This is a genomic window from Rheinheimera sp. (genome assembly GCF_036782235.1).
GTDB lineage: Bacteria > Pseudomonadota > Gammaproteobacteria > Enterobacterales > Alteromonadaceae > Pararheinheimera.
This window is the reverse complement of record NZ_DAIPZL010000028.1, coordinates 1-14,978: the sequence shown is the minus strand read 5'-3', so window position 1 is coordinate 14,978 and position 14,978 is coordinate 1. Positions and strand designations below refer to the sequence as shown.

The window sequence follows — 14,978 nt, the reverse complement described above, 5'->3', positions numbered from 1 at the left end:
GATGCGGGCATAGCTCAGTTGGTAGAGCGCTACCTTGCCAAGGTCGAGGTCACGAGTTCGAATCTCGTTGCCCGCTCCAAATCACAAAATGAAGACAGATGGCGGGTTGGCAGAGTGGCCATGCAGCGGATTGCAAATCCGTCCACCTCGGTTCGACTCCGGGACCCGCCTCCATGTTGTGAACACAGAAGAAAAAGTTGTCTGCCCGGGTGGTGAAATCGGTAGACACAAGGGATTTAAAATCCCTCGCTCGAAAGGGCGTGCCGGTTCAAGTCCGGCCCCGGGCACCATTTACTGACCTGCATAGCAGAAGTAAAAGGGACAAAACAGAAATTTGCGGGCATAGCTCAGTTGGTAGAGCGCTACCTTGCCAAGGTCGAGGTCACGAGTTCGAATCTCGTTGCCCGCTCCAAAATGGCTTTGTAAGACTGTTAAATACAACAAATCTTGCAAACAGAAATAAACAAAACGCCGCTTTTAGCGGCGTTTTGTTTTTGTGTCTGCGACCGAATGGGCGCACAGGCAACCAAGCTGTCTCACGGAATTGAGAACCGTCCTTCCCATGGAAAGGGCCAGCCTGTTTTGGACGACTTCAGCTTGTTCTGAGATCTAAATCATGCTTAGTTTAATTGCCGATATTGTTGGTATGGCCGGTACTTGCCTGGTGGTGGGTGCGTTCTTTTTACTACAACTGAATAAAGCCAACCCCAAGGGTTTGTTATATAACCTGATGAATCTGTGTGGTGCGTTGTTTTTATTATTTAGCTTGTGTATTAACTTTAACCTCGCCAGTTTTGTGATTGAAATTTTCTGGATAGCCGCGTCGTTAATAGGACTTTACAGCTATCTGAAAAATCATAAGTTAACTGAAAAATAACAGACCATAGGCGCAATAAAGCAGTGTTTAGGTGTGAAGACGCCAATCAGCAGTCCAGCTAATAATAAAAAGCAGCAAATGCTGCTTTTTATTATTAAAGCGAGGCGCTGGCGGTTTAGCCTAACAACAGCGGCAGTAATAATTCGACCAGCAATACCACCAGCAATACACCCACCAGGTTCATCACAAAACCGGCTTTGATCATATCTTTTATTCTTAGATGCCCGCTGCCAAAAACTATGGCATTGGGTGGTGTTGCCACCGGCAGCATAAAACCAAGGCTTGCAGCCAGAGCCGCAGGCACCATCAGATACAAAGGTGATAGCTGCATCGACATGGCCACAGGACCCAGCAAGGGCAAAAATGCAGCAGCAGTGGCTGTGTTGCTGTTGACTTCACTTAATAACAAAATCAGCACAACAACCGCCAGCATCACCAGCACAGGTTCAATGCCCTGAAGTACCTGCAGTTGCTCCGCCAGTACCTGGGCAACGCCGGTTTTCTGAATTTGCTCGGCCATGGTTAAACCACCGCCAAATAACAACAAAATGCCCCAGGGCAATTTTTCACTATCGCTCCAGGCCAGCACTGGCCTGTTGTTGTTTCCCGGCAGAATAAACAGCAGCAGGGCAGCAGTCATGGCAACCAGGGTGTCGCTGATAGCAAGCCCGGTCCAGCGCGCCAGCCATTGTTGTCCTATCCAGCCGGTCGCGGCCAGTATAAATACCAGTAGCACGGTCTTCTCCGCTTTTGATAAAGCACCCAGCGCCTCTAGCTGTTGAGCCAGCTGATTGTGGTTGCCGGTACTGCCTTGTGCTGGCAGGTGAAATTGCAGTTTGCATAACCAGAACCAGCAACATATCAACATCAGAATGGCGAGCGGCACACCCAGCAGCATCCAGCGGGCAAAACTGAGTTCAATCTGATAGTTATCAGCAAGAAAAGCCGCCAACAAAGCATTGGGGGGGGTGCCTATTAAAGTCGCGATACCGCCGATACTGGCGCTATAAGCTATTGCCAATAACACAGCTTTACTAAAGTCGTCGTCATCCTTGGCTTGGGCCATGGCAATAATCGACAGGCCTATCGGCAGCATCATCACCGCTGTTGCAGTATTGGACATCCACATCGATAAAAAAGCGGTCACGGCCATCAGACTGGCAATTTGGGCGGCCGGTTTGTCGCCCGCCAACAGCAGCGCGCTCAGTGCCAGACGCCGGTGCAGGCCGGTTTTTTCCATTGCGATGGATAAGGTAAAGCCACCCATAAATAAAAATATCAGCGGATGCGCATAAGGGGCTGTGGTAGCGTCCATGCTGGCAACCCCCAGCAGCGGGATCAACACCATAGGTAATAAAGAAGTGACGGCAATTGGCACTGCTTCGCTTACCCACCAGATAATCATCCAGGCCATCAGGCCACACAGATGCCAGGCGTTGTCACTGAGACCCGCCAATGGGGGCGCAGTTAATAAGGTCAAAACCAACAGAACAGGTCCTGCGCACAACAGGCTGAGCAGTTTGATATTCATTTAAAGTTCCATCCGAAGTGCTGCCCGCTGCAACCAGGCTAAGCAAGTGGTCATCAACTTTTTACTTTACCGTAATATCTGTTGCAGGGTGATGATTTGTTTCAATATTTAACTGCCAAAGCGCTTTTTAAAATTGGGGTGCCAGCCTGATAAAAAACTGGGTACAACAGATTATTTTCGCTACACTGCGCCAACAGAATGTTTAACGCGGATTATCTTGATGCAACCGATTTTGCAAACTTATCCGGATGCCGGTGCTTTGGTGTTTGGTTGTATGGGTCTTGGTGGTGAATGGAACGCTGTCGAGATCAGCACTGAAGCCAGAAGGCAGTCTTACAGTGCACTGGATGCAGCTGTAGAACAGGGCTTTATGCTGTTTGACCATGCCGATATTTATGGCCGTGGCAAAGCAGAGCAGGTGTTTGGCGATTATCTGAGCTTGCAGCCACATCTGCGCGATCAAATACTGATCCAGACCAAATGCGCCATCCGTGTTGCCAGTGAAGATGCGGTGGGGCGTTATGATTTTTCCGCTAATTATATTCGCCGGCAGGTTGAGCTGAGTTTGAGGCAGCTGCAATGTGGTTATATTGATATTCTGTTGTTGCACAGGCCAGACCCCTTAATGCAAGCCGAAGAGGTGGCTGCAGTGCTGCTTGAGCTGCAACAACAAGGCAAGGTGAAACACTTTGGGGTATCAAATTTTGGCTGGCCGCAGCTGCAGTTATTGCAGTCTTATCTGGCACAACCTTTATTGGTGAATCAGCTGGAAATGAACCTCGGCCACATTGACTGGCTGGAGCAGAATGTATTGACTGGTATGCCGCAAGGCGCTGCGCATTTTTTCAGTTATGGCACTGTGGAATATTGCCAGCAGCATAAAGTGCAAATTCAGGCCTGGGGCAGTCTGGCACAAGGGCTTTTTACTGGTGGTAAAAAACCAGCCACAGCGGCGCAACAAAAAACAGCTGATTTAGTGGCAGAGCTCGCTGCTCAATACCAAACCACAGCAGAAGCGATAGTGCTGGGCTGGCTGATGAAACATCCGGCCGGTATTCAGCCGGTGATAGGCACCACACAACCTCAACGTATTGCCGCCTGTGCAAAAGCCAGAGGACTGAGCTTAAGCCGCGAGCATTGGTATGCGTTATATGTGGCAAGCCGCGGCGCGCCTTTGCCCTGATTTTCCCGGACAGAGCGAGTGTTAAAACAAATAAAAAAGCTGCCGAAGCAGCTTTTTTTGGTTTTTCAGCAAACTTTGGTTTAAAAACCGTTTAAATACTGTTGCTTAGGCTCTGCCAGAATAGTTTCCCATGAACCATAGGTTGGATTTGGCAGCATAAACCATTTGGTGCCCCAGAGTGTCTGATGCTGCTCAACCAACGCAGCACGTTGCGCCGGCGTAATGTCTTTTTTCACATTAGGCAGGAAGTCGCCAAAATCGTCACCAACCGACATGATCACGCGGTATTGTTGCATCGCCAGTTCACGGCGGCTTTGTTTTTCGCTGCTCCAGTCCGGTTGTTCGCCTTTGATCCACACCTGAGTTTCATCTGCTTTGTGGATACCAACGGCGCGCAGGTTACGGATAGTGTCGGCTTTTTGCGGACAACTGCTATTTTTGTCACGCGCTTTACAGGCTCTGTTGCTGATATAGAGCACCTTGATACCCATAGCTTCTGCTGCATTTACAAAAGCCACGGCACCCGGCACCGCCTGAGCTTTAGCTGCTGCGACCCAGTTGTCCCATTGCTGCTCATCAAATCCCTGCTGGTTGTTTAAGACATCACGGGCAGCAGAAGGCGAGTTATCCAGAATAGTTTCGTCAATATCAACAATAATGGCGGGTGGCAACTGTGCTGCTGCGGTGCTTTGCGGCCAGGCACTCCAGCTGCGGTCTGCTTTGGCTGCAGTTAATAAAGCTCTCGCCTGGTTATAAGTCTGAATGCTATTGGCGCGAAATTCAGCTGAGGTTTGATACCAGAGCACACTGTTCAGATTGGCATGTGAGCTGGTTGTTGTGGGATTTGTAACTGCAGTGGCAGCAGGCGCCACAGTCTGGCAGGCGGTTAATACCAATAACGCAGCCAGGGTACTTACCGGCTTTACAACAGAAGACATCAACGACATAACAACCTCGAAGAAAACAAAAACGCGATCATAATGCGAAATCTGTAAATTACAACCTTTAACAGGCCGCTCACTGAGGGATAAGCCATTTTGTTGAGCGTGCGGTCGAATGGCAATAAATTATTTTGCTATAGGTTCAAGCTGCCAGTGCCGATTAAAGGCCGGGTGTTGTAACTGTTGATGACTGGCGATAATTAAAATGCCTTGGTGCTGAAACTCTGCTAACCGCTGCAGTAGTTTGGCAGCCAGCTGTTGCTCCAGGCCGGCAAAAGGCTCATCCAGCAACAACAGTCTGGGTTTTTGCAGTAACAACCGCGCCAGTGCAAAACGGCGGCTTTCTCCGCCTGATAAACCACAACCGTATTGCCCCAATAAAGTCGCTAAACCTTGGGGTTGTTTGTTCAGCCAATCACCCAGTTCAACCAGCTTCAGTACAGCGATTAGCTCGTCGTCGCTGGCCGCGGGTGATGCCAATCGTAAGTTGGCAGCAACCGACAGATTAAATAGGTGGGTGCGCTGCGCTCCATAGCCAATCTGCTGATATTTTTGCTGACTGCTCAGCTGACATAAAGGGTGTTGTTGCCACTTCAGTTCGCCGCCATAGATGTTCAGATCGCCTGCCAGGGTTTGCAGTAAGCAACTTTTACCGCAGCCAGAAGGCCCGTGCAGTAACACAACATCACCCGTTTTAAAACTGGCCGTTAATGGCGGCAGCTGTGGCAAGGCAGATATAAAACCTATTTGTAGCTGATTGAGCTCTATTGTCACGTCGCCAGAGCTCTGGTTGGTTGTTTTTGGTTGTGCTGCTTCTGATGGCTCAGGCTCAGCTGAGGGGACGCTCAGCAGTTCGTTATATCTATGCTGTGCTGTCAGGCTAAAACCCAAAGCCAGGTGAAATTGTGCCAGCGGCGTGAATATCTCCGACAACCCCAGCCAGCCTAAAGCCAATGCGACAACAAGTGCCGGCGCCAGATTTTGTTGTTGCGACTGTGCCCACAACAAGCACAAAAAGCCTGACAGCAATAACAGCTGCTGAATACCCTGCTGCAGAAGCACTGAACGCTGCAATGAGCGCTGCAGCTGGTTTAGCTGATGGTCGGTATCCGCCAGCATTTTGGCTTTGTGTGGCCAGTGCCCCAACATTAACGTGGTGGTGAGCAGTTGCAGCTGGTGCAATATCTGCTGGCGGCGGTTGCTCGCTTGCACATTAAACCGATGGCACAACCTCTTGCCATAAAGGTACAACCAAAGGGGCTGAAACAGTAATAAAAACAACAGCAAGCCAAAACCGGGCAGACTGTCAGTCAATAAATAACCTGCAGCTACCAGATAACAAATTGCGATGGCGCACGCCCAGAACCAGGGCAACCAGAGCTTGAGCGGAAATTGATCCAGTAAGTCGATATCGGCAATCAGTCGTTGTAACAGATCGGCATGGTTAGGATCGGTCAGATAATTCAGTTGCTGATTCGGTTTACGGCATAAAAAAGCAAAGCTATTGAGGCGAAGAGTTTTCAGCAGTTGCAGCACTGCATAGTGTGATTGCAGTTTTTCTGCATAACGTCCTGCGGTGCGGCTGATAGCAAGCAACCGGATCATGGCGCCGGGGCGCATATAGTTAAAAGTGCCGGCCTGAATGGCGGCAATGCCTGCCACTGCAGCGGCACTGATAAACCAGCCGGAGTAAGCCAGTAGCAGCACTGTTGCCACTAAAGTGATAAACCCCAGCAGCAGTGCCAAACGCCAGCTCCAGCGTTGTGGTTTAAGTAAATCCAATAATCTGAGCGGTACAGCTTCATTTGCCGCAGCTGAAGTTTGCGTTGGCGCCTTTTCATCGGTAGCTGTTTTATTGTGTGCTGTGGTGAAATCGTGCATCAGCAATTCCACCGTTGCTGTTGAGTGGAGTCTTCAGTGCTTTGTTCGCGGTCAACAAGCCGGCCTTGTTCAAAGCTGAGGGTTCGACTGAGCCAGCCAGGCTGTACTAACTGGTGGCTGACCAGTAACAAGGTTTTACCCTGACTGATCCGCTGCAGTAGTGCCGATAGACGCTGGCTGGTGTCTTCATCCAGTTCAGCAAAAGGTTCATCGAGCAACCAGATGCTTTTTTGCTGTAACAATAATCTGGCCAGGGCCAGACGTTGCTGTTGTCCGCCGGATAAACCCGCGCCCAAATCGCCAATTTGATAATCAAGGCCTTCGGGCTGACGGCTTAGAAAATCCCACAGTTCCACCTGTGTCAAAACCAGTTGCATTTCTTCAGTTGTTGCATCGGTTTTGGCCAGTTTCAGATTGTCTGCAATGGTGCCGGGCAGCAGTTCAGCTTGTTGTTGCAGGTAGCCAATTTGGTTTCGAAGCTGATAAATGGAGCTTGCATTAAGCCGTATGCCATCGACCATCACTTCGCCTTCAAAGGGTACAAATCCGGCAATCAGCTGCAGGAATGTGGATTTGCCGCTGCCGCTCGGGCCGCTGATCAGCAGCTGCTCACCCGCCTTGATGCTGAGCTCGTTGATCCTGAGCCTCGGCGAAGACGCATCACCCACCAGGATATGATGAAAATTCAGCTCGGCAGCTTGCACTGGGCTGGTGACCAAAGAGACTTGGGTTGCAGCCTTTTGTGGTGAATTATGTTCTGCCTGATATAAAACCCGAAACTCAGTGCAGGCCGCTATCGCTTGCGCCCTAGCGTGATAATCAGTGCCAAGCTGGCGTAATGGCTGATAAAACTCCGGACACAACAACAGAATAAAAAGTGCACTTTGATAAGGTAACAACAGCTGCGCTTTATGCCATGGCAATTCCCCCAATAAACCAAGGCCAAGATAAAGGGCGACTAAAGCAATGGCCACTGAGGTAAAGAGTTCAAGCACAGCGGTAGATAAAAATGCCAGGCGCAATACTTTCATTGAACCTTGTTGATATTGACCTGCAGCATGCTCCAGATGTGCTGCCGCTATATCTGTTGCGCTCAGCCGTTTAAGCAGGGGCAGTCCTTGCAGAAAGTCATATAAACGTCCACCCATCCGGCTTAATAACTGCAGTTGCTGCTGACTGGCTTTGCTGGCCTCGCGACCGACCAACACCATAAACAGCGGCACCAGCGGCGCAGTGAGCAGCAACAACAATGCAGCAAAAATGCTGTGAAATGCGACAGCGAGCAGGATAAACAACGGTGCCGCCAGCACCAGTATTTGTTGTGGGGCATAACGGCTGATATAACCATCCAGGGCGTCAACCTGTTCTGTGACAAGTGTCGACAGTGCACCGTCCGAACCAAAACGACTGCGTAACGGACCTAAAGCCGCCAGTTGCGCCAGCAAGTGTTGCCGGACCTGGCACCGCAGTTTCCTGCTCAGATGTTGTGCAATGTCATCTTTTGCCAGTAATAAGGCAGTGCGGCCAAACCAGCATAAAGCTAACAAAAACACATCTGTGCCGGCGAATGGCGATTTTGCCAGCAGGGCCGCAGCTATTTTGGCCAGGTACCACATTTGCGCTATCAGCAAAGGCACACTGAAGATGCCGGGCAGGGCGATAAGCTGCACAACGGCGCGGTGAGGCCTGAGCAGTTGTCTGAGTAAATCAGTTGCTGTACCAGCCGGCTCAGCCTGTGCCCGCACTTTGGCATCTTCAGGGAAAACAGCGCCCCGGGCTTGGGCGCTGTTGGTTAACTCAGGATTTATCAGACTCTTCTCCGGGATAACCGTTTAATTCCAGCCACATGGCGTTAATAATGCCAAAGGAACAGGCCAGTAACACCCCTAAGATCCAGGCGAAATACCACATAAGAAGCTCCTTAATATAATGTGTGCGGGTTGTCGCGGATGGTTTGGGTATTGATGCGGCCAGCCATCTTGATGTAACTCCAGATGGTGTACGCCAGGATCAAAGGCACAAACACACAGGCAACGCCAAACATAATGGTGAGTGTCAACTGGCTTGAGGTGGCATCCCACAGTGTCAGGCTGTGTGAAGGCATACTGCTTGACGGCATAATAAACGGAAACATCGACACACCACAGGTCAGGATCACACCCGCTTGCCCAAGCGATGACATCACAAAGGCCAGAGCGCCGCGCCCAAGTTTGCTGAAAAAAGCGGCAAACACAAAAGCCAGAATACCCAGAGCAGGGCAGAGCCATAATAACGGATATTCACCATAGTTTTTCAGCCAGGCACCACTTTGTAATTCAGCGGTTTTACTGACGGCGTTGTTAATCGCATTGTGGTCAATGGCACTGGTCAGTACATAACCCTCGATGCCGGCGCTTAACCAAAAACCACAAATCACAAAAATAACGGCGGCAGCCATACCACTATAACTGGCCACAGCACGACTGCGATTTAATAATGCACCATCTGTTTTCAGTTGCAGATAACTGGCACCCTGGCAGACAAACATCAACAGGCTGAGCACGCCGACCAGTAAAGCAAAGGGATTGAGCAACGCAAAAAAGGAGCCGGTGTAATGGATCCGCAACAGCTCGTCAAAATGAAAGGGCACGCCTTGCAGCAGATTGCCAAAAGCAACGCCAAAAATAACAGGCGGAATAGCAGAGCCTGCAGTTAACGCCCAGTCCCAATTGCTGCGCCAGGCCGGGTTTTCCAGCTTAGAGCGGTAGTCAAAGCCGATAGGGCGTAAAAACAGCGCAAACAAAGTGAGCATCATCGCCAGATAAAAACCACTAAAAGCTGTGGCATAGACCGGAGGCCAGGCGGCAAATAACGCACCGCCCGCGGTGATCAACCACACCTGATTGCCGTCCCAATGGGGGGCCACGGCGTTGATCAGCACCCGCCGCTCTTCGTCGTTGCGGCCTATCACTTTGAGCAGCGCACCTACGCCCATATCAAAACCGTCGGTGATGGCAAAACCAATAAACAGAATGCCAATTAATAACCACCAGATAAAACGATAAAATTCATAATCCATGTTACACCTCTTTAACCAGACCGGTTTCCAGATCATATTTGCCGGTATGTAAAGCTGACGGGCCTTTACGGGCAAAATGCTGCATCAGATAAACTTCAATCACCAAAAACACGGTGTAAAGCACGGTAATGGCGGCCAGACTGGTCCAGATCTCGGTGACGGTCAGGTTTGATGCCGCCAAATGAGTTGGTAATATTTCACCGACAGCCCAGGGCTGCCGGCCATATTCAGCGACAAACCAGCCAGCTTCACAAGCTATCCAGGGCAGCGGCAAACTAAAGAGGGCGGCTTTTAATAACCAGCGTGGTTTTTCCGGATTGCGTTTGGCGCTGTGCCAGAAACTCAGGGCAAACACCACCAACATAATAAAACCGGCGGCGACCATAATACGGAATGCCCAGAACATAGGGGCAACCTGCGGAATACTGCCATCAACCGCCTGCTGGATATGGTCGGCTGTTGCATTGGCCGGATCGTCGGTGTAAGCCGTCAGCAATAAACCATAACCCAGATCTTTTTTCACAGCTTCAAATGCGGCAATAGTTGCAGTGGATTGATCGCCACCCCGAAGCAGCTGCAGCAAACGATAGGCTTCTTTACCGTTGATAATACGATTGCGATGCTGCTCTTTTAAGTCACTGAGCCCTAATACCGGTTTATCCAGTGATCGGGTAGCAATAACACCAAGCGCATACGGAATTTTTACCGCGTATTCTGTCTGCTGGGTTTGTTCGTTAGGAAAACCGACAAGCGTAAAAGATGCAGGTGCCGGGTGGGTTTGCCACTCCGCCTCAACTGCAGCCAGTTTTACTTTTTGCACATCCCCCAGCTCGTAGCCGGATTCGTCGCCAAGTACGATGACCGACAGGGCGCTGGCAAGACCAAATGCAGAGGCAATCGCAAAACTACGTCGTGCAAAAGGCAGGTCGCGGTTTTTCAGCATATACCAGGCGGAAATAGCCAGCACAAACATGGCACCCGTGACATAACCCGCAGACACCGTATGCACAAATTTTACCTGGGCTACAGGGTTAAAGATCACTTCAGTAAAACTGGTCATCTCCATCCGCATTGTGGTGTAGTTAAACTCGCTGCCCACCGGATTTTGCATCCAGCCGTTGGCGATTAAAATCCACAGGGCTGACAGGTTAGAGCCTAATGCCACCAACCAGGTTACGGCTAAATGCTGTACTTTGGACAGGCGATCCCAGCCAAAGAAAAACAAACCAACCAGGGTTGATTCAAGGAAAAATGCCATCAGACCTTCAATGGCAAGCGGAGCACCAAAGATGTCACCGACATAATGTGAATAGTAAGACCAGTTGGTGCCAAACTGGAATTCCATGGCAATACCGGTGGTTACCCCTAATGCAAAGTTAATGGCAAACAACTTGCCCCAGAATTTGGTCATATCACGGTAAATTTCTTTACCTGTCATGACATAAACAGATTCCATAATGGCCAGCAAAAACGTCATGCCAAGCGTTAAAGGAACAAATAAAAAGTGGTACATCGCCGTAAAGGCAAACTGTAAGCGGGAGAGTTCAACAATATCCATCAGGACAACTCCAGACACTCAGGGTGTCATCTCGGGTCAGGGAATGCTAAGGATTTATCTACCATTAGCGATTTCTAACATACTAGGTTGTCGCTCCGGTGTTCTTGATATATATCAAACAACTGCTAGCCGCCTTGATATTGTCAATCTGCAAGTATGGGTAGTACTGCAAAAAATGAGAGGTAGCTCGGTGGTGGTGTCAAAAAGTAAAACCCCGGCATCAGGCCGGGGTTGATAAAGTTGCTGTTGCTCATTGGTGCAACCGCTTTTTTGTCAGTTACATATTCGGATAATTCGGGCCACCGGCACCTTCTGGTGTCACCCAGCGGATATTCTGGCTTGGATCTTTAATATCACAGGTTTTGCAATGAATGCAGTTTTGCGCATTAATTTGCAGTTTGGGTTCGTTTTGTTCAACGCCGACAATTTCATACACACCGGCCGGGCAATAACGCTGCGCCGGTTCGGCATATTTAGCGTAATTCACACTGATTGGAATACTGGCGTCCAGCAGTTGTAAGTGACAGGGCTGCTCTTCTTCATGGTTGGTGTTAGATAAAAACACCGAACTTAATTTATCAAAACTCAGCACGTTATCTGGTTTAGCATACTGAATAGGCGTGCTTTCAGAGGCCAGTTTTAAACTTTGATGATCCAGCGTATTGTCTTTGAGGGTAAAGGGCAGTTTACCGGCAAAAATGTTCTGATCAATAAAGTTAAACGCGCCACCCAGCAACGATCCAAACTTATGCATGGCCGGGCCAAAGTTGCGTGAGCGATACAACTCATCATACAACCAGCTTTGTTCAAACAAAGTGGCAAACTCTGTGATATCTGCGCCACCCTGACAATCGGCGGCCAAGCGGGCAAATACGGCTTCGGCGGCCAGCATGCCGGATTTCATCGCAGTGTGATTGCCTTTAATTTTGGCAAAGTTCAGGGTGCCGGCGTCACAACCGAGCAGCATGCCGCCCGGGAACGTCATTTTCGGCAGGCTGTTCAGGCCACCTTTGGCAATAGCGCGGGCGCCGTAACACACCCTTTTACCGCCGGTTAAATATTGGCTTACCACCGGATGCTGTTTATAACGCTGGAACTCATCAAAAGGGCTTAAATAGGGATTGCTGTAGTTCAGGTCAATAATCAGACCCACCACCACCTGATTATTATCAGCGTGATACAAATAACCACCACCGCTGGTGTCTTTATCCAGCGGCCAGCCAGCTGAGTGCAGCACTAAACCAGCCTGATGTTTGTTCGGGTCTATATCCCAGATTTCTTTAAAACCAATGGCATAATGCTGAGGTGATTTGCCTGCATCAAGGCCGTAATGGGCAATCAGCTCTTTACCAAGGTGGCCGCGGCAACCTTCGGCAAATAAAGTGTATTTAGCACGAAGTTCCATGCCCGGCGTAAACCCCGGTTTTTGCTGGCCGTGTTTATCCAGGCCCATATCGCCTGTCACTATGCCTTTCACTACATTGTCTTCAATGATGAGGCTTGCTGCGCTAAAGCCCGGGAAAATTTCCACGCCTAAAGCTTCGGCCTGGCTGGCCAGCCAGCGGCAGACATTACCCATAGACACAATGTAGTTACCACTGTTATGCATGGTTTTTGGCACCAGCGCATTTGGAATTTTGCGCGCATCCTGCTCTGACTGTAATAAATAAATATCGTCGTGGCTGACCGCAGTGGTTAAAGGTGCACCTTGTTGTTGCCAGTCGGGCAATAATTCGTTTAAGGCGCGCGGTTCAAACACAGCGCCTGATAAAATGTGGGCACCTACTTCTGAGCCTTTTTCTACCACACAAATACTCAGCTCGCGGCTTGCGGCTTTGGCTTGTTGCATCAGACGGATGGCGGCGGATAAACCAGCCGGGCCTGCACCGACGATAACAACATCAAACTCCATCGATTCTCTTTCCACGGCAGTCTCCCATTTTTTGTTTTTTGTCGCTGTTATTGCCGCTGTTGTATGCCCACAAGGGGGTAGCGTGCGCTCTGGCGATGGATGTTATTGTTTACGTGCTTTTTGAATTTCTGCAAGTTGCAAGGGTATTTCAGGTTGACGTTAACGTCAACAGTAGTTAGATTGTCCGGCATTAACAACAGCTGAAGTTTACCTTCACGTCAACCTGACAAGCGCAGACAGGGGTTTCTCACCATGAAAATATTAGTACCGGTCAAACGGGTCGTGGATTATAACGTTAAAGTTCGGGTGAAAGCCGATCAAACGGGTGTGGATTTAGCCAACGTAAAAATGGCATTAAACCCGTTTTGTGAAATTGCCGTCGAAGAAGCAGTGCGCTTAAAGGAAGCAGGCATTGCCACTGAAGTGCTGGTGGTGTCTATTGGACCTGGTACCGCACAGGAGCAGCTGCGTACCGCTCTGGCTTTGGGCGCCGATCGTGCTGTGCTTTTGGAAACTGAACTGAGTGTGGATTCATTACAGGTTGCCAAACTGCTGGCCAAAATGGTGGAAACAGAACAGCCGCAGCTGGTGATCATCGGTAAACAAGCCATTGATTCTGATAACAACCAAACAGGTCAGATGCTGGCCGCTTTAACCGGCATGGGTCAGGGTACCTTTGCTTCTAAAGTGGTGGTGGCTGACGGCAGAGTGGCAGTGACCCGTGAAATTGACGGTGGTTTACAGACGGTGTCGTTAAAGCTGCCTGCAGTGGTGTCAACCGACTTACGCTTAAACGAACCCCGTTATGCATCATTACCAAACATTATGAAAGCCAAGAAAAAGCCGCTGGATGTGATTGCGGCCGATTCTTTAGGTGTGGCGCTGCAAAGCAAAGTAAAAACATTAAAAGTGACAGCGCCGGCCCAGCGTCAGGCCGGTGTGATGGTCGACAGCGTGGCGACTCTGGTTGAAAAATTAAAGCAAGAAGCGAAGGTGATCTAATGGCTATTTTAATCATTGCTGAGCATAACCATCAGGCATTAAAAGCCGATACCGCAAAAACCTTAGCTGCAGCTGCCGCCATTGGTGGTGATATTCATGTGTTAGTGGCTGGTTTTAACTGCGCAGGCGCTGCAGCAGAAGCTGCCACTTTAACTGGTGTGACAAAAGTATTGCTGGCGGACGCGCCTTGCTACGAACATCAGCTGGCGGAAAATATCAGTTTATTGGTCACAGAGCTGGGCCGCGACTACAGCCATATTCTGGCTGCTGCCACCACCCACGGTAAAAACTTCCTGCCACGGGTTGCTGCACTTCTGGACGTTGCGCAAATTTCTGACGTCATTGCCGTTGAAAGCGCTGATACCTTTGTACGCCCTGTGTACGCCGGTAATGCCATTGCCACAGTACAATCAGCGGATGCCATTAAAGTACTGACAGTTCGAAGCTCAGCCTTTAATGCAGTTGGTGCAGGTAACAATGCCGCTGTTGAAACTGTTGCTATTGCCAAAGATGCCGGTTTATCAGCTTTTGTTGCTGAAGAGCTGACCAAATCTGAACGCCCGGAACTGACCGCAGCCCGCGTTATTATCTCTGGTGGCCGTGGTATGCAAAACGGTGACAACTTCAAATTATTAGAAGGTATTGCCGATAAATTATCTGCTGCCATTGGCGCTTCCCGTGCTGCAGTAGACGCTGGTTTTGTGCCAAACGATATGCAGGTTGGCCAGACCGGAAAAATAGTGGCACCGGATTTATATATCGCCGTAGGTATCTCTGGTGCTATCCAGCACTTAGCTGGTATGAAAGATTCCAAAGTGATAGTGGCGATTAACAAAGATCCTGAAGCACCTATTTTCCAGGTGGCGGATTACGGTTTAGTTGCCGATTTATTCACTGTATTGCCTGAGCTGGAAGCCAGCCTGTAAGACAAGGCTTTAACAAAGTGAACAGCAAAAGCCAGTCAATAGACTGGCTTTTTCTTGTCAATTTAAAACCACCTCCTATGGAGGTGGTGATCGGCTCTGGGGCTATGCC

12 protein-coding genes and 4 tRNA genes are annotated in these 14,978 nt (G+C 49.7%); 8 read left to right on the top strand and 8 right to left on the bottom strand.

Annotated features, from left to right (window positions below):
- Nucleotides 1-3: 3 nt before the first annotated feature.
- From V7P87_RS16620 to V7P87_RS16600, 5 genes are all read left to right on the top strand, one after another.
- Nucleotides 4-79, top strand: a tRNA-Gly gene (locus V7P87_RS16620).
- Nucleotides 80-100: 21 nt separating this feature from the next.
- Nucleotides 101-174: transfer RNA gene (locus V7P87_RS16615), tRNA-Cys, on the top strand.
- Nucleotides 175-203: 29 nt separating this feature from the next.
- Nucleotides 204-290 (top strand) — tRNA-Leu (locus V7P87_RS16610).
- A 46-nt stretch (nucleotides 291-336) separates the two neighbouring features.
- Nucleotides 337-412 (top strand) — tRNA-Gly (locus V7P87_RS16605).
- 204 nt (nucleotides 413-616) lie between these two features.
- Nucleotides 617-877, top strand: coding sequence for a CBU_0592 family membrane protein (locus tag V7P87_RS16600; protein ID WP_333798431.1), 261 nt, complete (start codon nucleotides 617-619; stop codon nucleotides 875-877).
- Nucleotides 878-992: 115 nt separating this feature from the next.
- On the opposite strand, the gene V7P87_RS16595 is transcribed toward V7P87_RS16600, so the two are convergent.
- On the bottom strand, nucleotides 993-2,408 hold the full coding sequence (locus V7P87_RS16595) for an SLC13 family permease (protein ID WP_333798430.1): 1,416 nt from the start codon (nucleotides 2,406-2,408) through the stop codon (nucleotides 993-995).
- Nucleotides 2,409-2,628: 220 nt separating this feature from the next.
- Here V7P87_RS16595 and V7P87_RS16590 point away from each other — a divergent pair, with 220 nt between their 5' ends.
- The gene (locus V7P87_RS16590) at nucleotides 2,629-3,591 is read left to right on the top strand and encodes an aldo/keto reductase (RefSeq protein ID WP_333798429.1); all 963 of its coding nucleotides are present in this window, start codon (nucleotides 2,629-2,631) and stop codon (nucleotides 3,589-3,591) included.
- Nucleotides 3,592-3,671: 80 nt separating this feature from the next.
- Here the strand turns inward: V7P87_RS16590 and V7P87_RS16585 are convergent, their stop codons facing one another.
- The 7 genes from V7P87_RS16585 to V7P87_RS16555 form a co-directional block, all read right to left on the bottom strand.
- The gene (locus tag V7P87_RS16585) at nucleotides 3,672-4,529 is read right to left on the bottom strand and encodes a 5'-nucleotidase, lipoprotein e(P4) family (protein ID WP_333798428.1); all 858 of its coding nucleotides are present in this window, start codon (nucleotides 4,527-4,529) and stop codon (nucleotides 3,672-3,674) included.
- A 129-nt stretch (nucleotides 4,530-4,658) separates the two neighbouring features.
- Nucleotides 4,659-6,413: an amino acid ABC transporter ATP-binding/permease protein gene (locus tag V7P87_RS16580; RefSeq protein ID WP_333798427.1), complete on the bottom strand. Its 1,755-nt coding sequence runs from the start codon at nucleotides 6,411-6,413 to the stop codon at nucleotides 4,659-4,661.
- Nucleotides 6,413-8,158 carry a thiol reductant ABC exporter subunit CydD gene (gene cydD, locus V7P87_RS16575; protein ID WP_333798426.1) on the bottom strand — a complete coding sequence of 582 codons (1,746 nt, stop codon included), beginning with the start codon at nucleotides 8,156-8,158 and terminating at the stop codon, nucleotides 6,413-6,415. Before cydD ends, V7P87_RS16580 begins: the two co-directional genes overlap by 1 nt.
- Before the next feature lie 52 nt (nucleotides 8,159-8,210).
- Entirely contained in the window at nucleotides 8,211-8,324 is a 114-nt protein-coding gene (gene cydX / locus V7P87_RS16570) for a cytochrome bd-I oxidase subunit CydX (protein ID WP_260657828.1), read from the bottom strand.
- Nucleotides 8,325-8,334: 10 nt separating this feature from the next.
- Complete coding sequence (cydB, locus tag V7P87_RS16565; RefSeq protein WP_296298885.1) at nucleotides 8,335-9,471, bottom strand: cytochrome d ubiquinol oxidase subunit II; 1,137 nt, start codon at nucleotides 9,469-9,471, stop codon at nucleotides 8,335-8,337.
- 1 nt (nucleotide 9,472) lies between these two features.
- The gene (locus tag V7P87_RS16560) at nucleotides 9,473-11,029 is read right to left on the bottom strand and encodes a cytochrome ubiquinol oxidase subunit I (protein WP_333798425.1); all 1,557 of its coding nucleotides are present in this window, start codon (nucleotides 11,027-11,029) and stop codon (nucleotides 9,473-9,475) included.
- Between the two features lie 277 nt (nucleotides 11,030-11,306).
- Complete coding sequence (locus tag V7P87_RS16555; RefSeq protein ID WP_333798432.1) at nucleotides 11,307-12,941, bottom strand: electron transfer flavoprotein-ubiquinone oxidoreductase; 1,635 nt, start codon at nucleotides 12,939-12,941, stop codon at nucleotides 11,307-11,309.
- 252 nt (nucleotides 12,942-13,193) lie between these two features.
- Here V7P87_RS16555 and V7P87_RS16550 point away from each other — a divergent pair, with 252 nt between their 5' ends.
- Nucleotides 13,194-13,943: an electron transfer flavoprotein subunit beta/FixA family protein gene (locus V7P87_RS16550; RefSeq protein WP_333798424.1), complete on the top strand. Its 750-nt coding sequence runs from the start codon at nucleotides 13,194-13,196 to the stop codon at nucleotides 13,941-13,943.
- Nucleotides 13,943-14,869, top strand: coding sequence for an electron transfer flavoprotein subunit alpha/FixB family protein (locus tag V7P87_RS16545; RefSeq protein WP_296298881.1), 927 nt, complete (start codon nucleotides 13,943-13,945; stop codon nucleotides 14,867-14,869). Before V7P87_RS16550 ends, V7P87_RS16545 begins: the two co-directional genes overlap by 1 nt.
- Nucleotides 14,870-14,978: the final 109 nt, after the last annotated feature.